At 37.5% G+C, this 24,283-nt stretch carries 27 protein-coding genes; 6 read left to right on the forward strand and 21 right to left on the reverse strand.

Annotated elements, in window-relative coordinates:
* Positions 1 to 33 precede the first annotated feature (33 nt).
* The 6 genes from mltG to queD form a co-directional block, all read right to left on the reverse strand.
* On the reverse strand, positions 34 to 1,059 hold the full coding sequence (gene mltG, locus UN64_RS01635; protein WP_077359357.1) for an endolytic transglycosylase MltG: 1,026 nt from the start codon (positions 1,057 to 1,059) through the stop codon (positions 34 to 36).
* Between the two features lie 305 nt (positions 1,060 to 1,364).
* On the reverse strand, positions 1,365 to 1,880 hold the full coding sequence (locus tag UN64_RS01640; RefSeq protein WP_077359358.1) for a DUF84 family protein: 516 nt from the start codon (positions 1,878 to 1,880) through the stop codon (positions 1,365 to 1,367).
* A 14-nt stretch (positions 1,881 to 1,894) separates the two neighbouring features.
* Positions 1,895 to 2,968 (reverse strand): M42 family metallopeptidase, encoded by a 1,074-nt coding sequence (locus UN64_RS01645; RefSeq protein WP_077359359.1) that lies wholly within the window; start codon positions 2,966 to 2,968, stop codon positions 1,895 to 1,897.
* Between the two features lie 87 nt (positions 2,969 to 3,055).
* Positions 3,056 to 3,727, reverse strand: coding sequence for a 7-cyano-7-deazaguanine synthase QueC (gene queC, locus UN64_RS01650; RefSeq protein WP_077359360.1), 672 nt, complete (start codon positions 3,725 to 3,727; stop codon positions 3,056 to 3,058).
* Between the two features lie 4 nt (positions 3,728 to 3,731).
* Positions 3,732 to 4,460 (reverse strand): 7-carboxy-7-deazaguanine synthase QueE, encoded by a 729-nt coding sequence (locus UN64_RS01655; protein WP_077359361.1) that lies wholly within the window; start codon positions 4,458 to 4,460, stop codon positions 3,732 to 3,734.
* Positions 4,457 to 4,930 carry a 6-carboxytetrahydropterin synthase QueD gene (gene queD / locus UN64_RS01660; RefSeq protein ID WP_077359362.1) on the reverse strand — a complete coding sequence of 158 codons (474 nt, stop codon included), beginning with the start codon at positions 4,928 to 4,930 and terminating at the stop codon, positions 4,457 to 4,459. Before queD ends, UN64_RS01655 begins: the two co-directional genes overlap by 4 nt.
* Positions 4,931 to 5,162: 232 nt before the next feature.
* Between queD and UN64_RS20720 the strand changes: the two genes are divergently transcribed.
* Together UN64_RS20720 and UN64_RS01665 are read left to right on the forward strand one after the other, a co-directional pair.
* Positions 5,163 to 5,300, forward strand: a complete 138-nt coding sequence (locus UN64_RS20720) for a hypothetical protein (RefSeq protein WP_171978770.1) — start codon at positions 5,163 to 5,165, stop codon at positions 5,298 to 5,300.
* A complete protein-coding gene (locus tag UN64_RS01665; RefSeq protein ID WP_077359363.1) occupies positions 5,269 to 5,472 on the forward strand; it encodes a PepSY domain-containing protein in 204 nt (67 codons plus the stop codon). Before UN64_RS20720 ends, UN64_RS01665 begins: the two co-directional genes overlap by 32 nt.
* A gap of 370 nt (positions 5,473 to 5,842) precedes the next feature.
* On the opposite strand, the gene UN64_RS01670 is transcribed toward UN64_RS01665, so the two are convergent.
* From UN64_RS01670 to trmB, 3 genes are all read right to left on the reverse strand, one after another.
* On the reverse strand, positions 5,843 to 6,379 hold the full coding sequence (locus tag UN64_RS01670; RefSeq protein WP_077359364.1) for a hypothetical protein: 537 nt from the start codon (positions 6,377 to 6,379) through the stop codon (positions 5,843 to 5,845).
* Positions 6,380 to 6,509: 130 nt separating this feature from the next.
* On the reverse strand, positions 6,510 to 7,349 hold the full coding sequence (locus UN64_RS01675) for a YtnP family quorum-quenching lactonase (RefSeq protein ID WP_077359365.1): 840 nt from the start codon (positions 7,347 to 7,349) through the stop codon (positions 6,510 to 6,512).
* Positions 7,350 to 7,445: 96 nt separating this feature from the next.
* The gene (gene trmB, locus UN64_RS01680) at positions 7,446 to 8,087 is read right to left on the reverse strand and encodes a tRNA (guanosine(46)-N7)-methyltransferase TrmB (protein ID WP_077359366.1); all 642 of its coding nucleotides are present in this window, start codon (positions 8,085 to 8,087) and stop codon (positions 7,446 to 7,448) included.
* Between the two features lie 120 nt (positions 8,088 to 8,207).
* Between trmB and UN64_RS01685 the strand changes: the two genes are divergently transcribed.
* Positions 8,208 to 8,492, forward strand: a complete 285-nt coding sequence (locus UN64_RS01685; protein WP_077359367.1) for a YtzH-like family protein — start codon at positions 8,208 to 8,210, stop codon at positions 8,490 to 8,492.
* A gap of 44 nt (positions 8,493 to 8,536) precedes the next feature.
* Here the strand turns inward: UN64_RS01685 and UN64_RS01690 are convergent, their stop codons facing one another.
* The 6 genes from UN64_RS01690 to thpR all read right to left on the reverse strand — a co-directional run bounded on the left by UN64_RS01690 (position 8,537) and on the right by thpR (position 14,584).
* Positions 8,537 to 9,319 carry a phosphotransferase family protein gene (locus tag UN64_RS01690; RefSeq protein WP_077359368.1) on the reverse strand — a complete coding sequence of 261 codons (783 nt, stop codon included), beginning with the start codon at positions 9,317 to 9,319 and terminating at the stop codon, positions 8,537 to 8,539.
* A 464-nt stretch (positions 9,320 to 9,783) separates the two neighbouring features.
* Positions 9,784 to 11,913 (reverse strand): type I pullulanase, encoded by a 2,130-nt coding sequence (pulA, locus tag UN64_RS01695; protein ID WP_077359369.1) that lies wholly within the window; start codon positions 11,911 to 11,913, stop codon positions 9,784 to 9,786.
* 101 nt (positions 11,914 to 12,014) lie between these two features.
* The gene (locus tag UN64_RS01700) at positions 12,015 to 12,215 is read right to left on the reverse strand and encodes a hypothetical protein (protein WP_077359370.1); all 201 of its coding nucleotides are present in this window, start codon (positions 12,213 to 12,215) and stop codon (positions 12,015 to 12,017) included.
* A gap of 29 nt (positions 12,216 to 12,244) precedes the next feature.
* Positions 12,245 to 13,168, reverse strand: a complete 924-nt coding sequence (locus UN64_RS01705; protein ID WP_077359371.1) for a diacylglycerol/lipid kinase family protein — start codon at positions 13,166 to 13,168, stop codon at positions 12,245 to 12,247.
* Between the two features lie 48 nt (positions 13,169 to 13,216).
* Positions 13,217 to 13,999 (reverse strand): hypothetical protein, encoded by a 783-nt coding sequence (locus tag UN64_RS01710; protein WP_077359372.1) that lies wholly within the window; start codon positions 13,997 to 13,999, stop codon positions 13,217 to 13,219.
* 24 nt (positions 14,000 to 14,023) lie between these two features.
* Complete coding sequence (thpR, locus tag UN64_RS01715; RefSeq protein ID WP_077359373.1) at positions 14,024 to 14,584, reverse strand: RNA 2',3'-cyclic phosphodiesterase; 561 nt, start codon at positions 14,582 to 14,584, stop codon at positions 14,024 to 14,026.
* Between the two features lie 116 nt (positions 14,585 to 14,700).
* Here thpR and cysK point away from each other — a divergent pair, with 116 nt between their 5' ends.
* A complete protein-coding gene (gene cysK, locus UN64_RS01720) occupies positions 14,701 to 15,636 on the forward strand; it encodes a cysteine synthase A (RefSeq protein WP_077359374.1) in 936 nt (311 codons plus the stop codon).
* A 312-nt stretch (positions 15,637 to 15,948) separates the two neighbouring features.
* On the opposite strand, the gene UN64_RS01725 is transcribed toward cysK, so the two are convergent.
* From UN64_RS01725 to UN64_RS01735, 3 genes are read right to left on the reverse strand one after another with little or no spacing between them, the layout of a single operon-like run.
* A complete protein-coding gene (locus tag UN64_RS01725; protein ID WP_077359375.1) occupies positions 15,949 to 17,127 on the reverse strand; it encodes an MFS transporter in 1,179 nt (392 codons plus the stop codon).
* Between the two features lie 25 nt (positions 17,128 to 17,152).
* A complete protein-coding gene (pepV, locus tag UN64_RS01730; protein ID WP_077359376.1) occupies positions 17,153 to 18,553 on the reverse strand; it encodes a dipeptidase PepV in 1,401 nt (466 codons plus the stop codon).
* A 24-nt stretch (positions 18,554 to 18,577) separates the two neighbouring features.
* Entirely contained in the window at positions 18,578 to 19,582 is a 1,005-nt protein-coding gene (locus UN64_RS01735; protein WP_077359377.1) for a potassium channel family protein, read from the reverse strand.
* Between the two features lie 462 nt (positions 19,583 to 20,044).
* On the opposite strand from UN64_RS01735, the gene UN64_RS01740 reads away from it, so the two are divergent.
* Positions 20,045 to 20,263 (forward strand): DeoR family transcriptional regulator, encoded by a 219-nt coding sequence (locus tag UN64_RS01740; RefSeq protein ID WP_066291818.1) that lies wholly within the window; start codon positions 20,045 to 20,047, stop codon positions 20,261 to 20,263.
* Positions 20,264 to 20,540: 277 nt separating this feature from the next.
* On the opposite strand, the gene UN64_RS01745 is transcribed toward UN64_RS01740, so the two are convergent.
* Together UN64_RS01745 and UN64_RS01750 are read right to left on the reverse strand one after the other, a co-directional pair.
* The gene (locus UN64_RS01745) at positions 20,541 to 21,170 is read right to left on the reverse strand and encodes a PRC-barrel domain-containing protein (protein ID WP_077359378.1); all 630 of its coding nucleotides are present in this window, start codon (positions 21,168 to 21,170) and stop codon (positions 20,541 to 20,543) included.
* 42 nt (positions 21,171 to 21,212) lie between these two features.
* A complete protein-coding gene (locus tag UN64_RS01750; RefSeq protein WP_077359379.1) occupies positions 21,213 to 21,941 on the reverse strand; it encodes a pseudouridine synthase in 729 nt (242 codons plus the stop codon).
* 100 nt (positions 21,942 to 22,041) lie between these two features.
* Between UN64_RS01750 and UN64_RS01755 the strand changes: the two genes are divergently transcribed.
* Positions 22,042 to 22,479, forward strand: coding sequence for a DUF6884 domain-containing protein (locus tag UN64_RS01755; protein ID WP_077359380.1), 438 nt, complete (start codon positions 22,042 to 22,044; stop codon positions 22,477 to 22,479).
* 52 nt (positions 22,480 to 22,531) lie between these two features.
* Here the strand turns inward: UN64_RS01755 and UN64_RS01760 are convergent, their stop codons facing one another.
* The gene (locus tag UN64_RS01760; RefSeq protein WP_077359381.1) at positions 22,532 to 24,136 is read right to left on the reverse strand and encodes a putative polysaccharide biosynthesis protein; all 1,605 of its coding nucleotides are present in this window, start codon (positions 24,134 to 24,136) and stop codon (positions 22,532 to 22,534) included.
* Between the last annotated feature and the right edge of the window lie 147 nt (positions 24,137 to 24,283).

Consider the following 24,283-nt stretch of genomic DNA (forward strand, 5'->3'; position numbering starts at 1 on the left):
TTTAAAAAGGGTGCCTTAAATCGAGGCATCCTTTTAATAATTCCCGCTTAAATTAGTATATTTGCGGTGTTCTTTATACGTTTTTGAGAAATAATGGCTCCATGTACCGTCCTGTTTGGCAACGAAATAATAATAATCATGTTCCTCAGGATCAGCGGCAGCTTTTAAAGACTGAAGATCTGGGCTGGCAATCGGTCCAGGCGGCAGTCCAGCATTTAAATAAGTATTGTAGGGGCTTTTTATTTTTAAGTCCTTTCTTCGCAATGTTGCTTTTGGTTTGTCCAGCAAGTATTGGACTGTTGAACAAGATTGAAGCTTTTTGCTATCTTGAATTCTGTTCATAAAAACACCTGCTATCACAGGCTTCTCTTTATTCAATAAAGCTTCTTTTTCAATGATCGAAGCAAGTGTTATCCACTCATATGGTGTTTGATCGGTCTTTATTTCAATTGACTCGGTTTTTTCAATAAATCGATCTGTCATTTGACGGATTACTTCTTCCGCATCAAGCTGCTTTTCAAAGAAATAAGTATCTGGAAACAAAATGCCTTCCATCGCATATTTTGTTCCCTTCTCTAATTCCTTATCTTCTAATTGTAAACTCTCCAATTGATCTTTCCTTAAGCTATCCCATCTCCTAGATGCTTTTAAAAATTCATCTCTTGAAGTGATGCCTTTTTTACTTAACCTGTCAGCAATCTCTATAACGGTAATACCTTCAGGAATAATCATTTCAACAGCTTCTGTTTCTCGGTCAAGTGTAGAGAGATCTGCTAATAACTCTTTGTATCCGGTCCCATATTTTAAGGTATGTTCACCAGCAGCAATTTTAGACTTTTTGCCAGTTATCGTTCCATATATAGAAAAGAGAAACTTATTTCTAATGAATCCGTCTTGCTCTAATTTCTCGGCAAGATTTTGAAAATCGGTCTTCTCTTTAAGAATAAAAGGCTTTTCTGCCTTGCCTTCTACAGGTCTTGTCTCATATCCAATCCATAATGAGAAACAGGCAAGAACGATTAGAGAGACTGTTAAAATTCTCTTCGACAATGTGTTCAAAGTAAATCCGCCTCACATTTTTGTTTCTAATCTGCCCAGAACACCTGAAATCATTCTTTTTGACTGCCTGTTTTCTAAAAGATAGTTGCTTAAGGTCGTTTTTTTCTCTTCTTTGACAAGTTGATTGGAGTGCAAGGTGTGAGACTCCAGCGGGAGCAGTGGGACAGGTGAGACTCCTAATACCAGAAGCGCTAGGATCCTCACCGCACACCCCGCGGAAAGCGAGCATCCTGGAGCGGAAATCAACTACTTCAAAAGGCAACAATAATTAAGAAAAAAGAAGCGCCTCAAAGGAGACACTTCTTTTATTTATTACTATTCATATACACATACTGACCTAACAGGATTGATGCAATATGAAAAAACATTTCGCCTCTGGATAGAAGTCCAGCTGTAAATACGCCGATTGCTCCGTCCTTTTTCCTGACTTCTGGATCATTTGTCCATTCTCCCATAAGCTGTCCTAGTTCCTTGCCTTGACGCAAACCCTCAACGATTTGAGATGGAAGCAAGATTCTAGCTCCTGCAGCAGTAAGGATATTTCCTTGGCTATCCGCAACCGCTCCCCAATTACTTAAATACATGCCATCTTCCATTTCCATCACGCCACCCTCAAAACCAAGACCGATTACAACACCTTGCTGTACACAATCTTTTGCACGATTGACTGCACCTGTCTTCGTTTCCTCATCAGAAAATGGCTGTGAGGAAACAAGGGAATCAGAAGAAAAGACAGCGAGCTCTGCATTCTCAAAATAGTTCAAGAAAGCATCAGCAGCTTTAATTTTTGCGGGATTGGATGACCCAATTCCAATTTTCATTACACATTCATCCCTTAACTGTTTTCTAAGATTGTTTGGAGCGTAGATGCATCTGTAGTTTTTATTAATTTAACCAGCAGTTCTTTTGCCGCTGCATAGTCATCAATATGAATGATTGAAGCATGTGTATGGATATAACGGGAACAGATACCAATTACTGCAGAAGGTACACCGTTTCCAGAAACGTGCACGCTTCCAGCATCTGTTCCGCCCTGCGAGATAAAATATTGATATGGAATATTATTTGTTTCAGCCGTATCTAGAATAAACTCTTTCATGCCTCTGTGTGTAACCATTGTTCTGTCTAGAATTCTTAACAATGCACCTTTTCCAAGCTGGCCAAATTCACTTTTATCACCCATCATGTCATTTGCAGGACTCGCATCAAGGGCAAAAAATAGATCTGGCTGAATTAAATTGGCAGCTGTTTTTGATCCTCGAAGCCCTACTTCTTCCTGCACTGTCGCACCGCTGTATAGTTCGTTCGGAAGAGTTTCGCCTTTAAGTTCTCTTAACAATTCGATCGCAAGCCCAACACCATAACGGTTATCCCAAGCTTTTGCCATAATCTTCTTAGGGTTCGCCATAGGTGTGAAAGGACAGATTGGAACGATTTGCTGACCCGGTCTGACTCCCATGTTATAAGCATCTTTATCATCATCTGCACCGATATCAATATACATGCTCTTAATTCCCATCGGTCTATTGCGCTGATCCTCGGAAAGGAGATGAGGAGGAGTTGATCCAATAATCCCTGTGATCACTTCTCCAGAATCTGTGTGTATATTTACACGCTGTGCCAAAAGAACTTGGCTCCACCAGCCTCCCAGTTCCTGAAATTTCAGCATCCCGTTCTTCGTGATCTTTGTAACCATAAAACCGACTTCATCCATATGGCCTGCAACCATGATCTTAGGTCCGCCGTTATTCTTTTTAACTCCAAAAATGCTCCCTAACCCATCTTGAATAATTTCATCAGAAACCGGTTCGATTTCCTGGCGGACAAACTTACGAAGGTCTCTTTCAAATCCTGGCGCAGCAGGCATCTCTGTTAACGTTTTAAACAATGCGAGTGTTTCTTTATTCATATTAAAAACAACCCCTTCTAAATAATCCTATGTACACGTTTATTGTACACCTTATCAGAAGGGGTTTTCTAGGTTTATGAATATTGTCTAGTTTTCGTATACGATCGGATCAAAAGAACCTGCTTCTTTAAACCCTTTCAGACGGAGCAAACAGCTGTCACATTTTCCGCATGCCGATTCTTTTCCGTTGTAACAAGAAGTTGTTAATTCGTAAGGAACATTAAGTGATAATCCAGCTTCTATCGTTTCCTTTTTCGAAAGATTGATTAAAGGAGTTTTCACAAGGATATTCTTCCCTGTAACCCCAGCTTTCGTTGCCAGGTTAATCGTCTCTTCCATGCTATGGATAAATTCAGGGCGGCAGTCAGGGTATCCGCTGTAATCAACAGCAGATACTCCTGTATAAACGGCTGTTGCACCTATTACTTCTGCATATGCACTCGCTAATGCAAGAAAAATCATATTTCGGGCAGGCACATACGTTACCGGAATGCCTTCTTCGGCCTCAGTTGGAACATCTAAAGTCTCATCTGTTAAAGCACTTCCGCCTATATCTTTTAAGAAAGTAAGATCAACGATTCTATGGTCAGCAACTTTATAGTACTTACCCACTTCAATTGCCTGTTCAACTTCCCGATTGTGACGCTGTCCATAATGAAATGTTATAGGATAAAGATCATAGCCTTCCGCTTTCGCAATGCCCATACATGTGGTGCTATCAAGTCCTCCGCTAAGGACAATAACTGCCTTTTTACTCATGAAGTTAAACCCCTCTCTCTTCTGGGTGCCAGATTACTTTATGAAGCTGCAAGCTCAGCTTAGCATTCGGTAAATGACTTTCTAACAAAAGTTCAACTAACCTTCTTGGCGGCATACTTTCCCAAACCGGACTTACACAAATTTGCCCTTTTCTATAATGATTCTCAACAACTTGTTGTGTAATTTCAAAATCTTCTTCTGAGCCGATCACAAATTTAATTTCATCCTGATTTTGAAGTTCCTTAAAGTTTTCTAGGTTCATTTTGTCCATCTCTCCAGAGGCAGGAAGTTTGTAATCCATAACAAACCTCATTTTCCTTTGAAGTTCCGGGTGAGAGTTACGAAGATTTTCAAAAGGTTCTAAATCAATGGCACCATTAGTTTCAATATGAATATCTACGATGTGATCTAAATCAGCCATTGCCATAAGCAAGGCTGCAGACTTTTCTCGATGGATGAGAGGTTCTCCTCCAGTGAAACAAATACGAGAAGAACGGAAAGAGTTTATGGTTGAGATTATTTCATCAATCGTTGCTTCAAATTCAGGTTTTGCAGGTGCATAGCTATAAGTCGTGTCGCACCAAGTACAACGCAGATTACAATGAAACACTCTTACAAATACAGTTGGATAGCCAGCCTGAAGTCCTTCACCTTCTACTGTCTCAAAAATTTCAACCATTGGAAGTTTCCAATTTTTCCAGATGTCTTTAGACGGCAGAACAAATGATTTCATTCTCCCACCATCCATTCTCTTTTTATAACAGCATAACTTGTTGGTGTTTCATATAGTTTTAATTCTTCGAGTCTGTGTCCCTGTTCAGATAGGCTTCTTTCTTCTAGTTCAGCATCAATTTGTTCCCATATCCAGACAATCATATTTTCAGCCGTTGTATTCATTGGAGGAAGCACTTCATTTAAGTATCTATGATCAAGCTTTTCATCAATTGCCTTTTTAAAAATTTCTTTAATTTCTCCAAAATCTACTGCTATACCGATCTCATTTACATAGCCACTCATGGTGATAACAAGTTTATAGGTATGGCCGTGAAGGTTTTTACATTTACCTTCATAACAGTGAAGATGGTGAGCTGCATCAAACGTAAATTCTTTGCAGACAGCAACTCGTTTATTGTGATATTTTAATTGCTCACGCTTTATATCACGGTCAAGCATTTGAACATCTTTTGGAATTTTATATGTCATTCCAGTTCATCCTTTCAGTGGAGAGCACGAAAACAAAAAAATCTCTGCACATGCAGAGAGTGTGGAAAATCATTCTTCACGCTCCCTAGTTTTGTTTTAGGAGGGGTGGGAATCGCGAACCCTCCATCTGTATCATGAGTATCTTAACAAAAACAGAGAAGAAAAAGAAGGCTTTTCTTTGATATACTAAAAAATAGAAGAAAAGAAACTTTACATAAGGTGGTTAATGATCATGAAATGGAGAAACCTGATCTTTGCTGGACTTGCAGGAGCTGCAGTAGGATATGCAGTTACTAAAAAACAAACAGAGTGGCTCTCACCCGAAAAAGCGTTAAAAAATGCTAAAAGAAAAAGCAAATCAAAACTATAACATTTCAGGTTCATGGATTTTAGTAAATCGGGAAAACACTTCTGTTTTTGGTCTTCCATACACAGTTTATAAAGGCGGCTTTTCTGATTCAAGTTATGGAAATGCCCCAGTACATTATGAGTTTCTGATTGATGCAAAAACAGGAACCCTTCTGCAGTTGGAAGAAAAATAAAAAAGCTTTTTCCGTAAACTTTGTTGGTATTGGAAGTGGTTGACTTCCGTTCCAGGATGCTCGCTTTCCGCGGGGCGGGCGGTGAGCATCCTTGCGCTTTGCGCCATTAGGAGTCTCACCTGTCCGCTTCAGGTAAGTTTTTCTTGCTCCTGCGTCTACAAGTAAATGCTTCAGATGTGAGCTTCCTCGTTGCATACCTAGCGAGAAGCTTCTCATGTGGTAGGCACTCACCTTGCACTTCAGTAAACTTGTCAGTGAAGATATAAAAAATATCCAAAAACAACAATCTTTTAGATCAAAGCCTTTAGAAAAGATCCAATACAAAACAAAGCCCCACATTGGCTATTTCAGCTAATGTGGGGCTTTGTTTTTAACGATAAAGACTATCTTGGTTGTAAAGATTGTTTTCGATCTTGAATTTTGTAGTAAGGTACTGACGCTTTTCCCAAACTGTCAGAATAAATAACGGCACAAGAATTAAGACAAACAATAAAGCCGTAACAACAATGACATCCATATGAGTTCCTAAATCAGACTCATGCTTCTTTTTATAATCTTTAATCTTATCACTAGCTTTTGCAACTGCACCTTCGGCTAATAATTCATTTTTGTCTGCATCATAATACACAACTTCAGTATGGTCAAAGTAAAAAATATTATCTCTCACAGTATCATAGTTAGCGACAGCAACTGTAACCTCAGAAGCCTCTAACTCAGGGTCTTCATTTGGGAAAGACTGTACGTCCGTTAGCGTTAAAGAACCTTTTTTGTAGTCTTTGTGCTCGCTTTTAATTCCTTTTTCAATTGTTTTCTTCATTTCATCAGTAGCTGTTTCTGCGGATGCAAAAGATCCAATAGATAAAAACAGTGCAAAAACGGTAAACATGGCAATTAACTGCTTTTTCATTTTTTAATCCCCTTTCAATTCACCTCTAAAATTGCTTATAGAAATATATATAATTTCATACCTTTCATATTTTAACATATCCTGTCGCTTTCGACATTCACTTGAAAATGGAAATTGTATGACTTTTTTTTCACATTTTTGGAGAACGCGGTACTCTTTCCAATAAGTTCCCTTTTTCGTCCCATTTTACTGCTCTGTAAATGCAGTCATGATAGAAGAAATACCATGTATCAGGTTTGATCCATTCTTGCTTTGCAAAAATAGATGTCATTGGATAATCATCATAGGCTAAAACCCATAGAGGATTATGGTGAGCGTGAGTTGGCATGATATCACCAAGATGATATATCTTTTCATTGCCAACAGTTAGCTCGATGATGGAATGTCCATCACTATGGCCGCCAGTATGAATCATCTTAATCCCTTCTACAGGTACTAACTCTTTTTCAAAGGTCTTAACTTGGTGGGCAATTGGCTCCCAATTTTCACGCCAGTAAGTATTTTGAGAACGTACATTAGGATTTTTAAGCTCTTCCCATTCTATTTCCGATGTATAGATGACAGCGTTTTCGAAAACCGATACCAATTTACCTTCTTTCCATTTGGATAGTCCGCATGCATGGTCAAAATGCATATGTGTCATGAGGACGATATCAATATCACCAGGAGTCAGACCTTCTTTTTCAAGGCTCTTATGTATTAGAGATTCTTCAGAAACACCATAGTTTCTCAACTGTTTATCTGTTAATTTACCAGCCCCTATTCCAGACTCAATTAAGATATTTTTACCTCCAAGTCCTTGAATAAGAATGGGTTCAGTTCTTAACTCAATCTGATTTTTTTCATTAACAGGATATCTTTTTTCCCACAAAGGTTTAGGAACAACTCCAAACATCGCACCGCCGTCCATATGTGTTACTCCGCCATCAAGCCAAGTTAATGTAATCTCACCGATTTTCCACTGATCCATATATATCATATCTCCTTTCTCTTCACTCCTTTTACAAGTGTATCATAAGAACTTGATTCGGAATAAAAGAAAAACCCGGTATTATCACCGAGTTTTTTATGAACGGAATTGAGCTTCCATTCGGTATATACGAAATCCTTTTTCTGAAAACTTTTCTTCATATTCAGTCATAATGTTATCTTCCATATCGCTTTTATGAAGATCAAGACTTACATCCTGAAAAATCATGCCGTATTTAGACATACTATGAAGTGAATATTCAAATAAACCTTGGTTATCCGTTTTAAAATGAATTTCACCCTGCTTTTTAAGGATGAATTCATAACGTTCTAAGAAACTTTCATGTGTAAGTCTTCTTTTTGCGTGTTTTTTCTTTGGCCATGGATCAGAGAAATTAAGATAAACACGATCAATTTCTCCCTTATCAAAATAATCTAAAATATGGGTGGCATCTGCACGAATTAATTTAACATTGGACGTTCCATCTTCTAAGATTCTGTCCAATGCAGTAATGATGATACTGTCATAAAGCTCCATTCCCAAATAATTAATTGATGGATTCTGTTTACCCATGCCTTTAATAAATTGACCTTTACCTGTTCCAACTTCAATATGAATCGGATTATCATTTCCAAAGAAAGAACTCCACTTTCCTTTCATGGATTCAGGTTCAAGTGATACTACTCCGGGATTATCCAATAATTTTTCTTTAGCCCAAGGTTTAAATCGTTGACGCATAACAATTTCTCCCGCCTTACTTTATGTTTTTTGCATTGATGTTATTTATTAGATCAGGTATATTTTAAGGATATTTTTTTCTTAACTCCATAACCTATGCAATGAAAGGATGTGCAGCAAATGCCATTAAATCATAATGATCAATTGCATATAATCAGAGATCTACTGCAAGACCATTACACGGATTGTGCCGGTTCACCATCAGAATGTGCACAAATTGAACGCTTGGCTGCACATTTGATAGAAAATGGAGAAATTCACGAAGAAGTTAGAAATATTTTAGCAAATATTAATGAATATAGTCATACAGGTTCCTCGCATCAACACTTAGAAGAACATATTTCTAATCATCTTCCACATCTTGAATCGTGGATTAATACGATTCAGACACATCATCCATATTAAGACACTATTCCCTAGGAAATAGTGTCAGATTTACTTCTTAATTGTCAGATCGTACCCGCAAGTTTTTTAATACTATCAGCTAACTGGGCAGTTTCCTTTGACTGTCCTTTTTCTTTGTACCAGAAGAAAGAACTAATTGTTTGTGCTAGAACATACCAATGCATTCTGCGTTCTAAACTATCATCCAGAGTCTCGCCATAGATTTCCAGCCAGTTATCCCACTCTTCATATGGAATGTAACTATATAGCAGCATTCCTAAATCCAAAGCAGGATCTGCAATCATTGCACCATCCCAGTCAATAAGAAATAATTCATTTGCATCACTTAAGAGCCAATTATTATGATTTACATCACAATGACATACCACCATATTCTCAACTTCAACTTCTGATGCAGTTTCCATTAGATAAGCAAATGAATCATTGATTATTTCGAGATAATCCTTTTCTTTTCGCATCTGTTTTTGGATATCATTCAGCATATCAACTGGTGTCAGTCTCTTTTTTTCTAATCGGTTCATCATTCCCAGAAGCTCTTGGGACTGATGAATTTTTGCCAACAGTTCTGCAACGTTTTTGCTCTTCATATCAGCTGCTTTTAATTCCCGACCATTCAGCCATTGCTGTGCAGTAATAACATCACCGTTGCCAAGCCTTTTTGTCCATAACAATTTGGGTACAATGCCTTCAGCCGAAAGAACAGCTAAAAACGGAGAGGAGTTACGCTTTAAGAACAGTTTTTGGTTCCCGTATTCAGCTATATATGCTTCTCCTGTTGCTCCGCCAGCAGGGGAAACCTGCCAATCTTCTCCCAAAATCTGTTCCAAAATGTTCACCTTCTTGTCTAGTTAGATCCGTTTTTCATTTATGTTCATTCAGCAAAGAGTATAAATTTCCGTATCAAAATAAAATACTGCGAAGTCATTATTTTAACACAAATAATCAATAAAAGCACTTGAATATTACAACTTCAATTATATCTAATACAAACGCTCTATTCTAAAAGATTACTGCCGAGAGATTTCAAAGTACTTCATTCAATAGTTAATTGGAGCGTAAAGGCGAGACTCCTGCATGCCAGTCACATGAATATGCCTCTTGCAAGGCATGCGACGAGGAACATACTTCGTTAGGATTTTCTTGTAGACGCAGGAGCACACGAACTTTTTTGTAGGTGAGACCCCTCAATGTACGAAGTACGGAGGGGGCAACCCGCATGTCCTGCGGACAGCGAGCCACAAAGAGCGGAAATTAACCACATTCAAAAGCAACAATGTTTTACAGTAAAAAACTATACAAATAACAACGAAAACGACAATGGATGAATAAGATACGTATTTGAATTCAAATTTCTCACAGCACATTTTTCGTTTTCAACTGCTATTTTCCAAGAACCATGGATTGGTATTTCTAGGGCTTTGAGAGATTGATTAAAGAGAAGTAATACGTTTTGCCAATTAGAACACTTTCCTTTTTTATCGGTCAGAGAATGATTGATTTCCACTCCAAAAGCACCTTCTGGAAGTTCATGCAATAAATTAATCCTGCCTGCTTCGTGACGAAAGACAGGCTGTTCATTGCGAATTTTTATTAGCTCTTGAAAGTACTTAATATCGTTTTTGTGTTTTTCACAATCGTGCCAATTAAAAGCATTTATTCGGTCAGGCATATTGTAGCTATTTTCAACTCCATACTTCGTACGATAAAATTCTTGCCCTGAATGAATAAATGGAACTCCGCGTGAAAACAGAGTAAATGCCAGTGCAAGCTGCTGCCGTTTTTTTCGTTGGCTTTCATTTTCGTACGGGTGACGAATTTTCAGGAGATCATATAAAGTATGATTATCATGGCATTCAGTATAGTTGATGCTTTGTTTCGCAGATAAAAACTTGTCATTTTTACCGGCATATCCATTTATAGATCTCAGAATTTGGTCCTTAACCGAATGTTCCTGATTTCCGTTTATAAACCCTGCAGTACCGTCAATAAAGATACTTCCTTTTACACTATCGCGAAATGAATCGTTAAAAAATGAATAGTCAGGAAGAACTTTTGCGGAAGATAGCGTAGCTCTCTTCTCTGGTTCGAGATTCGTATTTAGATCCCAGCCTTCTCCTAGCAAAAAAATTCCAGGGTTCAATGATTTTAGCTTTTGAGCAGCTATATTCATCGTTTCTACATCATGTATTCCCATTAAATCAAAGCGAAAACCGTCGACTTTATACTCATTTAACCAATATAAAAGCGCATCTATAATAAACTTTCTTACCATTTTACGTTCTGAGGCTGTATCATTGCCAACACCTGTACCGTTTACGGGATTGCCGCCGCCATCATATCGAAAATAATAACCTGGAACCAGCTTCTCAAAAGATGACTCTTCCAATTTATATACATGATTAAATACGACATCCAAGATAACGGAAAGGCCATTGTCCTGAATTGTTCGAATTAAAGTTTTCAGCTCTTTGATCCTCAAGGCCGGGTCATTTGGATCGGTGGCATATGATCCTTCTGGAGCAAAGAAATGAACAGGATCATATCCCCAGTTATATTGGGTATCTGGTTTTGTTTCATCAACACTTCCAAAATCTGCGACCGGCATTAACTGAACATGCGTAATACCCAAGCTTGTTAAATAATCCAGCCCCGTAATATTTCCTTTGGATGTTTTGGTACCTCTTTCCGTCATTCCAATATATTTACCCTTGTTTCTCACACCACTTTCAGGGTGTATTGTAAAATCTCTAATATGAAGTTCATAGATGATACTGTCAGTTTTTGAACGAAGATTCATTCTTTTTTCAGAACGCTGCCACTGGTCAGGATCTGTTTTTTTCAGATCAACAACAACCGATCTCTCCCCATTGATTGTTACGGAGCGTGCATATGGATCTGGTGCTTCAACCCATTCGTGATTAATTTTGGCTCTGTAAATGTATTCAGTTAAATGGCGATCCCCTTTTAAGGTAAAATGCCAAACTCCTTTTTCTGTTCTCTCCATAATTGCTTCTGATACATCTGATTCCCCGAACCCTTTATACATGATTTTCATCTCAACCGCTACAGGAGACCATACTCTAAAAACTGTTGAGTCAGGTGTATAATGAGCACCAAGATGACCATCATCAAAGAAGAGCGAATCAAATTGATTTGTCCTGACAATACTTCCTATTTGAAGGGGGATTTGTTTTTCGTTAATTTTGATCCAATAATCTCTGCCTAGATTTAATTGAATAGGAGATTTACATTTATAAATATATTGCTGGTTATAATTTTCTTGTTTAAGTATCGTTAAGGAATGTACAATACCATCTGTTTGTAACAAACCAAATGACGGTACGATTGAAAAAGGCTTTTTAGCTACTATTGTTATTAGTGAAAAGTCATCCATATAAGCTTTTGCTTCAAAGTTCTTCAACCTGTGTTCACACTCCTTCTGGCAGCTATTACATCATATTGAACTTAAATTCAATTTGTTATTCGTAAATACGAAAAAGAGAGAGGGATTACCCGCTCTCATTAATCATTTAAATATTTATTTTTAAGTATTCTTCCCGCGATCACCAAAGCTGCATAAAGGATTATTGGAATAATAATACCCCACATAAGGTTACCGTTAGTTATTTCAGACACCCATTCTTTTATGCCTGTTTTTTTTTGAATCAGCGCAACCCAAAGGATTGAAAAAAGTGCAATATTAAAAAGGTCTGTCCATTTCATTTTCTTCACCACTCAAGTATTCATAGATTTTAAACTTTTATCTGTACAGACAGAGGATTTATTTCAATGGAAACTGGTGTTGTTCCTTTATATTCACCGTCAGCATGAATCGCAACTGGTCTATTAGTATTCACTGTGATATTACGGCAGGTAAACTGTGAAACTCCTTGCACCTTTACGTGTCCGCCCCAAAAGACTGAAATGAAAAGCATAAGAAGTTTTGTTAAAGAGATAGTATGTACAACACAAACATCGAGTCTCCCATCGTTGTAACGAGCCTCTGGGCAGATTTTCATGCCCCCTCCATAATAGGGCATGTTTCCAACCGCTACAAGCCAAACCGTGTCAAAAGTATGAACCTGTCCATCGATGTCTAATTCAATAGAAGCTGGTTTATAGGATTTCAAAACTTTAAACAATGTAATAACGTATGCAAAAGTCCCTAACCTCATCTTGTGAAGCACTTTTTTGTAACGGGCTTCATTTGTATATTTCGCAACTTCTCCGTCAAGACCAATTCCGATGGCACTTAGAAAAACCTGATCCTTCATGCTTCTTCCGATCATATGAATAATCCCGGCATCACTTTTGATTAGCCTTTTCCTTTTTAAATAAGCAATTTGGCGTTTAACACCTTTTATTTTTTTGGTAAGTACACGAACAATATCATTTCCTGAACCGCCCGAAATAAAGCCAATAGGTATATCAGGATAATCTTTTATCCCATTGAACACTTCATGGATGGTCCCATCTCCGCCTACAGCGATAATTGCTTTTATAGAATCTTTGTTTATATATATAATTTTCTTTGCTATTTCAACAGCATGACCTTTGTGCTCTGTATAGAAAGTTCGATAGGAAATCTCTTCTTTATCTAATTCCTTTTTTAAACGATTGAATGTTCTAACTGCTTTTGAGTTATTTGTATTAATTATAAAAAAGTATCTTTTCATTGATTGAGTCCTCGATTGTTTGTTTTACATTCAATTCGACAATATGTATCAAATTCCTTCAAAACTTAACTCAGACTCGTTTGTTAAAGGATCTTTTCTATATAGAGAATTAGTTACACCAATACTTAATATATCTGAAACAAATTTTAATTGCTGACTCTTTACCGGAGCTGGTTCATTCACGATTCGCATATGCCATTCTTTAAAATTCCGTTTATCAACAAAGTTGATCTTTCTCCAGTCGTTTGAAAGATCAATAAATGCATCCGGCGCTATTATTGTTTGCTGGATTGAAAGCTGTTCTTTATATGGTTCAGCCCATCCTTTGATTATACTGTTCATCCTTTCAAGCCTGATAACAGGACTTAATCTTGTTTCTTTTTGTTCAGGGCTGACATTTTTCCAAAAGCGCTTATTTTCCGCTTCCTGCCAGATCCCTTCACCGCTCATCCAGACAATAAGTGATATCGTTGCTGGGCCCACTAAGATTACATCTAGTTCAACCGGAGCACTTTTAATCCGTAATACAGGCTCATAAAATAAAAAATAATTATCAGGGATTTCCCGTGTCAGAAATTGCAGCTTCTGGTCTCTAAAATATTTCTCATCAACGTTTGAGACTTCTTTTACAGTAGAAGTTGCCCATTTCATTTGGTTTTGAAAAAGGATTTTTCTGAATTCCTTATGCAAATGTTTCCGGTCCTCTTCATTTATATCAGGGTTAAAACTTTTTCTGCGGTTTTCTTTAATACGCATAAATAGAGATTGATAATGATAAAGGTTCTTTTCATAACGTGAAACATAATCTTGTATTTTGACTAGTTGTGCCATTTTTCCCCCTCCTCCTTTTACTATTTATCTCTTTAAAGAAAAGGACTGTAAAATTTGATATTTCGGCTGCTTTTCAAAATGTGTTTCATAAAGAACAACATTTTCTGCCAGAAACTGAACTTCTCTCCCATAGGTATACCACCATCTCTCTGAATCAACAGGCAGTGTTGAGGAATCCAATAGTTTTCGTGCGAGCGTAATATGCGGAGAGTAAGACCTTTTCTCTAGAATGAAATCAGCTTGTTTGCATGAATATGCCACTTGTTTTTGCAGGTTATATAATTTAACCTGTTCTTCAACACCAGCCCAAAAGATTCTTGGGTTCTCTTTGTTTCCAAAGAAACCAAAATGGTTAATATTTAATTCAAAAACTTCATCTTTTTGAACGGCTTCTTGTAATAACGGAGTCAGTTTCTTTAATTGATCACGTGATGTTTTCCCTAAAAATGCGAGTGTAATATGATAATCATCAGGGTAAACCCATGTTTTAAATGAGTGCTCCTTTTTTATTTCTTGGCACATTTGATCAAGTGTTGATTTCACTTCAGCCTGAAGCTCCAGAGCAATAAATAAATGCCTTTCCATAAAATCCACCGCTTTCCATTATTTATTTTATCAGATAATCGTATCCCTCTATCTGCTTTTTTACCGAATAGATTATTTGTTATACTAATGAGAGTAATAAAAAGGGAGTGCAAATTATGAGAGTCGTAACTAACATCGCGGAACTAATTGGAGATACACCTGTAGTTAAATTAAACCGCTTGCCTCATTCAGAAGGTGCAGATGTGTACGTTAAGCTTGAGTACTATAATCCGAGCCGGAGTCTGAAAGATCGAGCTGCATATAATATGATTATTGAAGCCGAGAAAAAAGGCGATTTAAAAGAAGGCTCAACGATTATTGAACCTACTTCCGGAAATACAGGAATCGGTCTAGCTATGAATGCTGCAGCAAGAGGCTATAAATCTATAATCGTTATGCCAGATACCATGACTGAAGAAAGAATAAATTTATTAAAAGCCTATGGAGCAAAAGTAGTACTGACTCCCGGGGATGAAAAAATGCCTGGAGCAATAAAGAAAGCAAGAGAGCTTGTAGCAGAAATTCCTAACAGCTTCATGCCTATGCAATTCGAAAATCCTTCTAATCCAGATGCCCACCGACATAGTACAGCGATTGAAATAAAAGAAGCCATTGAAGAAATAGGGAAACCATTTACTGCATTTATTGCACCCGCTGGAACTGGCGGAACAATAACGGGTACAGGTGAAACGCTTAAATCAATGTTTCCTGACCTAACCGTCCACGTTGTAGAACCTAAAGGATCTCCTGTACTCTCAGGCGGAAAACCTGGAAAACATAAGCTCGTGGGAACAAGCCCCGGCTTTATTCCCTCGATCTTAAATCAAAATGTCTATGATGAAATTGTTCAGGTAAATGATGAGGATGCTTATAACATTACAAGACGTCTTGCTTCAGAAGAGGGCATCCTTGTTGGTCCGTCTTCTGGTGCTGCTGTTTTCGCAGCTTTAAAGATTGCTGAGAAACGAAAAAAGGGAGAGGTCGTGATCTGCATGACATGTGACTCAGGCGAACGATATCTCTCAAGCGATTTGTTTCAATTTAATTCATAAGAGATACAAAAGACATCCCGGAATACGAAGGGGATGTCTTTTTAAACGCTTAAATGTCTCTAACACTAGTTTTGTTCTATTATTTCTTCGTGAAAAAACAAATAAATTGGGAACTGAACAAAAATGGCTGCTAACCGAACAAAAATTATCCTTAACCATACAAAAAAGAGGTTTAACCGAACAATTTCCCCTCTCTACCAAACAAAAAAATAAATTATATCCAAAAATGTCCGCCTGCAAAAGACACCCCGTGTAAAATGGCTGTGCTTTTTCACTGCGGTACAAATTCATCAAAGAAGGATCTACAGTTCTTTAAATAGATCTGTGTACAAGAACGGGTTCTTGTTCCATTTTTGAGAGAATAATAACCATCAATAAACCTGCAAATGAAAGAACACCAAAGAACAGGTACGTATAAAAGATGGAGTATTTATCAAAAATTATTCCTCCAACAAACGTGCAGAACCAAGAACCTAGTCCGTTCCCCACGGCTGAATATAATGAGACAGCAGTCGCTCTTACTTCACTAGGCGTATACATTCGTACATACTCCATAGCTGCTGGAATGAATAGACCAACAGAAAACCCTTGTGCAATTGTTGTAGCTAATACTACCGGAAAAGAGGGTTCGAAAAAGTAGAACGTCCAACGTACAGCAGAGACTGCTGCTGCAAACATCATGATCTGCATCATACCCCATTTTTTGATCGTAAGTCCTGCAAATTTCATAAATGGAGCTTCACTTCCTGCAGCTAATAAAAAAGCTAATCCTACCCCAGCTAAAGTGCCTCCGGTTTCTTGGATATAAAAACCAAAATAAAAGTTATTTGCGAAAATCGGTCCAAAAACAAGGAATGTAGCTGTAAGAAAAATGATAAATGATGGCATTTTTATCAGCTTATCAATACCCTTTTTCATATCCGTTTTTAGTGACTTATTTTCTTTTGGCATTTTAAATACAAACAAAATACACAGAATAAGAACAGCTGTAAACATATAAAATATAACTTGTGTTCCAAAAGTTTCAGCCAGTCCTCCTGCGATATATACCGCTATCGCGAACCCTACAGCTCCGAATAGCCGATAGTTTCCATACTGCTTGTTCTCTTTTTGAACATAATTAAGCAATATACTATCTGATACAGGTACAAGAGCACTCTGCATAAATGAGAATAATATGAGCAGCAGTAAGAGCCACAAATACGAATCCAGCAATAATATACTGTATCCCAATCCAGCTGTTAATAATAAGGTTAAGCCCAGTACTGACCTCGGACGTCTGGATAAGTCGGTGATTATCCCCCAAAGCGGTTGTGCAAATATCATTACTACTGGACTGATTGACATCAATGTACCGATTTCTGTCCCGCTAAGTCCCACTTCTTCTTTAAAATAAACACCCAATAAAGGAAATAAACTTCCAAGACCAAAAAAGAAAAGCAAATAAAATCCTTTTAGACTAATTGAGGTTTGATCAAAAGTTTTGTTCATGATGATTCCCTCTTCTCTTTCTTACCTATTTTGCCAGCTCATAAATAGCTTGAGCGTAAATAGCTGAAGCACGCAATAAATCTTCAATATACATATACTCATCTTTTTGGTGAGCCACATCTTCTCTGCCTGGGAACAATGCACCGAAAGCAACTCCAGTATTAAGCGATCTGGCATAAGTGCCTCCTCCGATTGCAATCAATTCACCTTTTTCGCCAGTCTGTTCTTCGTATACTTTTTGCAGTGTATTAATCAGAGGGTGTTTATCATCAACATAATTTGGAGGATTATTTTCGATGATCCTGAGATCCCAACTATGATCCTTCGCTCTCTTAAATAGGGTCTCTTCAATCTGTTCACTGTTATGTGTAACCGGATAACGGATGTTCATTCCAATTTTGCCGCCTTCAGAATTAAACTTCATAACTCCGGCATTTACAGTTAATTTACCGCTGGCTTCATCCTCAGCTGCAATTCCTAGCTTATTGCCTGTATGTTCTCCTGTTACCGCCTCGAGCAGGGATAAAAACGCTTTTCCATGACCAGCAAAAGCATATCCGTTCAAAAATTCTGCAAGCTCTAAGCCTGCATTAATCCCGATTTCCGGGGTGCTGCCATGCGCAGATTTTCCTTCTGTCTTTAGTGTTAATTCCCCGTTTTCAATAAAAGAATTATATTGAATTCCCTTATTTTCTGCATAACTAGCAAATGCTTTTTCGATATTTTCTAGATCGGTTCCATTTATTTTCGCAACAGCACGATCCGGAACCATGTTTAAACGCTGACCAGATTCGAATAACGTGAGCTGAAGGCCATCTCGGTTTGCGCTACCTTCAGATAAGGTGAATTCAACATCAAAGATACCTTTTTCGGCATTAATGATTGGAAAATCTGCATCAGGAGCAAATCCGAAATCAGGCATTTCTTCATTTTTAAAATAATGTCTTACACATTGCCAATTGCTCTCTTCATCACAGCCTATTATCATACGAACTCTTTTCGATAAAGGAAGATTTAATTCTTGTATAATCTTCATAGCATAAAAAGCAGCCATCGTTGGACCTTTGTCATCGATTGCGCCCCTTGCAAAAATCTTTCCGTCTTTTATTTCAGCTCCAAAAGGATCGACCGTCCATCCTTCCCCTGCAGGCACAACGTCCACATGGCAAAGAATACCGACCAATTCTTCTCCGCTTCCTATTTCCAAGTGTCCCGCATATCCATCAACATCTTTGGCTGACATGCCAGTTTCTTTTCCTAGGTCCAGTAAGTACATTAATGCCTGATGAATTTCTGGACCAAACGGAGCTTCTTTTGTTCCTTTCGTTTCATCCAAGATACTCGGAATTATTAAAAGACCTTTTGTATCTTCCATAAGCTGCTCTTTTCTTTTTTCCACTTCTTCTGTCCAATTAATATTTGACACGCGTTACACCCTTTCAAATAGAGTCTAAGTGAGAGATTCGTACACTTCTTTACTGCAAATTATATAAAGTCTTGCATCTTCACGGATAGGTTCATTTAATTTTTTATTTATACCTAAATCACTACCATCAGAGATCAATGTGGCCCCTTCCTTCAAAAGGCCTTCAAAAGCATCTTTATATGTCTTCCACTCACCTTTTTTTCTTACTTCAAAAAGGTTTTCGCCCTCTTTATATGACAAAAGCTGTGTATAAATTTCAGTAATGCCTCTTGAGAAGGCCGAGCGTACAGCCATTCGAGAAACGGTTTCGTGACTCAAAACAAACTCATCAACTTTAGCATGCCTGAAATTTTTAATATTTTCCTCTTTTTTTATCTCAACGGTACTATGTATTTGTTGATTAAGCCGCTCAACCGATGTTACTACCAATAGCGTTTTCCCATCTGCCAAAGCAGAATCTTGGATAGAATCATCTGAGAAGACAAGAACGGATTGAGCATCGTTAATATTTGCCTGCAGCAGTACAGATTCACTTGAAGGATCGCCTTGTATGTAATGTACATTTTTATGTGTTATAGGAGTTACATTTAATTGATCGATAAGAACGATGTCTAATTCCGGGTGAGTTTCAATAATCTCAGAAATCGCATATTTTGCCTTCTCAGACCACCCAATAATAACAAAATGACCTTTTCCTTTAAAGTTCAACCTTCCTTCCTCCTTACGTTTCCGGTGAGCTCCTAAAGCTTCAACCAATTTTCCAATCGCCAAGCCCGCTATGCCAATTCCAATCAAAAAAATAAAAATTGCGTAAATTCTTCCAGCTACACTTACCGGATAGAAATCCCCGTACCCAACAGTCGTAACGGTTGTCATTACATACCACAAAGCATCAAACCATCCAGGGAATGTTTCCGGTTCTAATATGCGCATAACAATTGAAGAAATAATGACGATAAAAAAAGTAAAGGAGAAAATTCCTAGTTTGTTTACAACTAGCTGCTTGAAAAATTTTTGCAAGATATACACATATCTCCCTCCGAACTCTAAACGGTATTTATAACTTTTTCATTGTACCTTATATCATTCTTTTTTGTTATCGTTCTTTTTCAAAGTATTGGAAAATAAACAACATTGACATTTTCGGATTTTCGTGTATAATGATGCGTAAATGGGAGGTGTGGTGTGTTACCTGTACTGACAAATATTCCTTAAATGAGGATTATATGTTCGTTATAAGGTTTTGCTGCATAGCCGCACAGACATCTTTTTGAACTCACACATTATTAACAATTGGCTTACGCAGCGAAGAAACCGATATGGATTCTTCGCTTTTTTATATGGTTCTGAAAATCTTCACTAAGAACAGAGCTTTTTTAAAAGGATGGGTCTTACGAATTAAAGAGATTGTAACCTAACGTTCATACTTCATTAACTTTTGATTGCTATCATATAGTATGTTAACAACTAACTTAAACAAGGAGTGGTTTTTTGAGTCCTTCAACTGACAGAATGTTGAATCGTGTGAAAGCCCTGTATTTGTTTATACGCAAGAAAGGTACTGTAACAACACGAGAATTAGTTGAAGAATTTGGAACTACGCAGCGAACAATTCAGAGGGATTTGAATGTACTTTCTTATAACAATTTAGTAACAAGTCCTGCCCGCGGAATGTGGGAAACAACAGCAAAAAAAGTAAAAGTATCATAAACAAATCAGTATCATATATGGATAAGCATAAGAAAAGTTCCCGCTGAATGAGTGCGGGAACTTTTTTGTTTCTTTTATTTGTTCATTTCTAAAATATTATGGCTTTTAGGTTATTTTTCATTCTCTTCATTTTCAAGTTGGTTAGAACGTAAGGTGTGAGACTCCTTAAGGCGCAAAGCGTGAGGAGGCTCACCGCACGCCCCCCGGAAAGCGAGCAGCCTGGAGCGGAAATTAACCACTTTCAAGAGCTACAAAGTTTGCAAAACAGCCCTTTTATTTATAACTCTTCAGGTGTATTTTTGAGAAGCAAATCAGGAGTACGTTCTATTTTCCACTCTTGTGTTTTCCAATCTGGCTGTCCTGTAATCGGCATATATTTTTCGTCGTGGCCTAATAAACTTTTCCAGAATCCTTCAGAAAGGACAAAACCAACAGCCTGTTTTCTTTCAGTATCCATGACAAGATCTTTAATCTTCCCAACTTTTTCACCACTCTGGTCAATTACTGGCCAATCCTTCACCGCAAGATAAGAATAGCATTCAATCGGTTCTTCCTTTTGCCGTTCATTACCCTCAAACACAAGCTTATCTTCATGAATGTCTACGATCTGGTGCCAAGGAATAAAGTAAGTTTCTTTAACCTCGCTATAATTCGTTTCGGTATAAGCACTCCCGGTCATAGGTGTGTTTTGTGTTCCAATACCTGATGTTGCCGCAACAACAGATTCCATATGCCGGTCGGCTGGCATCTCTTCACGTTCAGGACTTCTGTTTTCAATTGTAAAAGTAAAATAACATAAACGATGATCATACATGTTGAAAAGAATATCGTTTACTTTATGTTCATCAAGAGGAGCAGCATCATGTTCAGCTTTTGCACCAATTATTTTTTCAGCATATAACCTCATTAGGAATCATCCTCCTTTTTATTGGAAGATACCCCTTATAATTTATTCAAAAACATTCTCTCTTTCAGAAAGCAGAGAGAGTTCTTCATCCGTTAACTCTCTATATGTCCCTATTGGCAATGTTTCATCAAGTTTTAAGTTACCCATTTGGACCCTTTGAAGATATGTGACTTTTCTGTCCACCGCTTCAAACATTCTTTTTACTTGATGAAATTTCCCTTCTGTAATGGTTAAGTAGATTTCTGATTCATCCATTGAGTTCTGAACAATTTTTAATTTTGCAGGCTGCGTATGGTAGCCATCATCTAAAACAATACCTTCTTTAAATTTTTCATAAGTATGTTCAGGAATAGATCCATTTATTTTTGCAAAATATGTTTTAGGTACATGTTTTTTAGGTGAAAGCAGTGAATGTGCCAGCTGGCCATCATTCGTTAAAATTAGAAGTCCTTCTGTATCCTTGTCCAATCTCCCAACAGGAAACGGCTCAAAGCCTTGATCCTCCAGTTCTAATAGATCGATTACTGTTTCATGCCTTGAATCTTCAGTAGCAGATATAACACCATGCGGTTTATTCATCATTAAGTAAATAAATTCTTTGTAAATTACTTCTTCACCATGCACGACTACAAGATCTTTATCAGGATTGGCTTGAGTTTTCGGATCTTTAATTACAGTTCCATTCAATGTAACTGCACCAGATTTTAATAATTGTTTCACTTCTTTTCTGCTTCCAAATCCTGTATTGGAAAGCCATTTATCAATTCTCATAAGAACCTCCTGTTATATGATCTATTCTTCCTATATTATTGTAAAAAATTGATTTAATTTTATATAAACGGGGTAATTTAGTACTATAGGAGGAATTGGAATGAAAAGGAAAATAGGTCTTCTAGCAACTGCACGGAAAAAAGCTTCAAACCCTTCGGCAGCTATAGATTTATACATAAGCCCGTTATTCGTTAAGTCCGTTCAATACGCACAGAATCAATATGATGATTTCTACTTTTATAGTGCAAAAGAAGGACTTTTAACGAAAGATCAATACATTGAACCATATAATGTGTCCATCAAAAATTTATCCACTTCTGAAAAAAGGGAGTGGGCAGATCAAGTAATTACTTCTTTAGAACAGCATGTTAAACCTTCTCAATGCAGAATCTTCATTCATGGCGGCTGGGTATACCGGGAGTATCTTCAGCCAGCATTAGAAAAAGCCGGTTTTGAATACGAAGTGCCGCTTGAAGGCTACAGCATTGGCAATCAGCTTAAGTGGTACGACGAACAACAGCAAGAGGTAAATAAATAATAGTATTATTCAAGGGAAAAGAAGGCTGCATCAGCCTTCTTTTTTGTTATCCTTATTTCCTTCGTTTAAGAAATCGTATCCGGTCTCCTAAAATAATTGTAAGCAGTCCTGAACGGTAACTTAGGAAGAGGTATACCGCTCCTCCCGTAAGAATTCCCACTGTCAGTTCTATTATAGTATCCAGCCTTGTTACAGGCTTTCCTAAAAGTGACGTTATCACAACAACTGCGATCGACATGATTACGATAAATACTGTCATTAAGACCGTTCTTCGATAAACCCATTTAAATGAAAATCCGCTGTATTTTTTGATGATATACAGGTTAAACAATATAGATAAGGTATATCCGATATTAGTTGCGATGATTGATCCTGTTCCGGCAAATACTAGTAGAAGAGGTTTGTTAAGCAGCAGTTTAGCTAAAAAACCAACGCTTAAGCTAATAAAGGCAAAACGCTGCTGGTTCAAACCTTGTAAAATTGCTGCTGTCACAGTAAATAACGCAAACCAAATTGCTGTAGGCGCATACCACCTAAGGTAGAAACCTCCCGTTTCCATTGATGGCAGGCCAAACAGTGCTCCATATGCAGGATATGCCAGCACAGCTAGACCAATTGCTGCTGGTGCTGTTAAAAACAATACCATCTGAAATGTTTGGGTGATCTGTTTATGCAATAGATCTTGATTGTTTTGTGTAAATGATTTAGTGATGACAGGAATCAAAGTCAGTGCAAGTGCAGTAGCAAGAGATACAGGAATCATCACCAGCTTATGTGCGATCTGTGTGATAATCGCGAAAACAGACTCTGATTCTTCTTGTGTATAACCATAGTCTGATAGTGTATTTATAATTGTAAATTGATCAACCATTTGATACAGCGGTATAGCAAGACCTACCGCTATAAAAGGGATCGCATATTTAATCGTTTCTAAATAAATATCTTTTAATGAAATATCTGCAACAGGTTTGCTGTTATCATACATTTTTTGCAGATGGGGCTTTCTTTTTGCCCAATACCAGATTAAGACAATAAGCCCTGCAACAGCACCGAGTGTTGCGGCAAATGTAGACAAAGCAACAGCAGTTGTAGTCTCTCCATCTAAAATATTTATTACAATAAAGCTGGCAATAAGAATGAATAGAATTCTGACAATCTGTTCAACGACCTGCGAGACAGCTGTAGGTCCCATAGATTGAAAGCCTTGAAAATACCCGCGGATTAAACTCATGGATGGTACGATTATTAAAGCCGTACTAACCATTCGAATAACCAAGGTTATATCTTCAATGCTATTCCCTTTTCCGCCACGTTCATCAATAATCTGATGGGCAAGTGCTGGGGCTAGCATATACAGGATAAGGAATGCTAGAAAGCCAGTTATCGTCATAACTAGCAATCCAGATTTGAGCAATCTTCTTCCTGCTGCAAAATCGCCTAAAGCATTATATTTAGAGACAAATTTAGAAACCGCAAGTGGCAAGCCCATTGTAGAGATACTTAGTAATATCGTATATGGAATGTAAGCATAGCCGTATAAAGCCATACCTTTTTCTTCAACTAAATTGGCAAATGGAATAACAAAGATCAATCCAATAAATTTCGAGAAAAATGTAGCTGCAGATAAGATCAATGTTCCACGAAGTAATCGCGACAAACTTTTTCAGCTCCTACTAAAATCAATCGAGAGATTTCCCTGACATTCTAGTGTTTGTCAGGTTTAATACATTAACTAAAAAACATTATTAGTATTGTATCACATAAAAAGCTCGTGTAACCTCATTTAACTTTTTGCAAAAAAGTA

The organism is Fictibacillus arsenicus (assembly GCF_001999465.1).
Lineage (GTDB): Bacteria > Bacillota > Bacilli > Bacillales > Fictibacillaceae > Fictibacillus > Fictibacillus arsenicus.

Excerpts from the sequence above, each read along its gene's own strand:
- queD (WP_077359362.1), bottom strand. The coding sequence starts at position 4,930 with ATGACATATAAAATTCCAAAAGATGTTCAAATGCTTGACCGTGATATA.
- trmB (WP_077359366.1), bottom strand. The coding sequence starts at position 8,087 with ATGCGTCAACGATTTAAACCTTGGGCTAAAGAAAAATTATTGGATAAT.
- UN64_RS01700 (WP_077359370.1), bottom strand. The coding sequence starts at position 12,215 with ATGAAATGGACAGACCTTTTTAATATTGCACTTTTTTCAATCCTTTGG.
- UN64_RS01675 (WP_077359365.1), bottom strand. The coding sequence starts at position 7,349 with ATGGATCAGTGGAAAATCGGTGAGATTACATTAACTTGGCTTGATGGC.
- queC (WP_077359360.1), bottom strand. The coding sequence starts at position 3,727 with ATGAGTAAAAAGGCAGTTATTGTCCTTAGCGGAGGACTTGATAGCACC.
- UN64_RS01755 (WP_077359380.1), top strand. The coding sequence starts at position 22,042 with ATGAAAAGGAAAATAGGTCTTCTAGCAACTGCACGGAAAAAAGCTTCA.
- cysK (WP_077359374.1), top strand. The coding sequence starts at position 14,701 with ATGAGAGTCGTAACTAACATCGCGGAACTAATTGGAGATACACCTGTA.
- UN64_RS01655 (WP_077359361.1), bottom strand. The coding sequence starts at position 4,460 with ATGAAATCATTTGTTCTGCCGTCTAAAGACATCTGGAAAAATTGGAAA.
- UN64_RS01750 (WP_077359379.1), bottom strand. The coding sequence starts at position 21,941 with ATGAGAATTGATAAATGGCTTTCCAATACAGGATTTGGAAGCAGAAAA.
- UN64_RS01645 (WP_077359359.1), bottom strand. The coding sequence starts at position 2,968 with ATGAATAAAGAAACACTCGCATTGTTTAAAACGTTAACAGAGATGCCT.
- thpR (WP_077359373.1), bottom strand. The coding sequence starts at position 14,584 with ATGGAAAGGCATTTATTTATTGCTCTGGAGCTTCAGGCTGAAGTGAAA.
- UN64_RS01725 (WP_077359375.1), bottom strand. The coding sequence starts at position 17,127 with ATGAACAAAACTTTTGATCAAACCTCAATTAGTCTAAAAGGATTTTAT.
- UN64_RS01745 (WP_077359378.1), bottom strand. The coding sequence starts at position 21,170 with ATGAGGTTATATGCTGAAAAAATAATTGGTGCAAAAGCTGAACATGAT.
- UN64_RS01705 (WP_077359371.1), bottom strand. The coding sequence starts at position 13,168 with ATGAAAAGATACTTTTTTATAATTAATACAAATAACTCAAAAGCAGTT.
- UN64_RS01710 (WP_077359372.1), bottom strand. The coding sequence starts at position 13,999 with ATGGCACAACTAGTCAAAATACAAGATTATGTTTCACGTTATGAAAAG.
- UN64_RS01685 (WP_077359367.1), top strand. The coding sequence starts at position 8,208 with ATGCCATTAAATCATAATGATCAATTGCATATAATCAGAGATCTACTG.
- UN64_RS01670 (WP_077359364.1), bottom strand. The coding sequence starts at position 6,379 with ATGAAAAAGCAGTTAATTGCCATGTTTACCGTTTTTGCACTGTTTTTA.
- UN64_RS01640 (WP_077359358.1), bottom strand. The coding sequence starts at position 1,880 with ATGAAAATTGGAATTGGGTCATCCAATCCCGCAAAAATTAAAGCTGCT.
- UN64_RS20720 (WP_171978770.1), top strand. The coding sequence starts at position 5,163 with ATGAAATGGAGAAACCTGATCTTTGCTGGACTTGCAGGAGCTGCAGTA.
- UN64_RS01665 (WP_077359363.1), top strand. The coding sequence starts at position 5,269 with ATGCTAAAAGAAAAAGCAAATCAAAACTATAACATTTCAGGTTCATGG.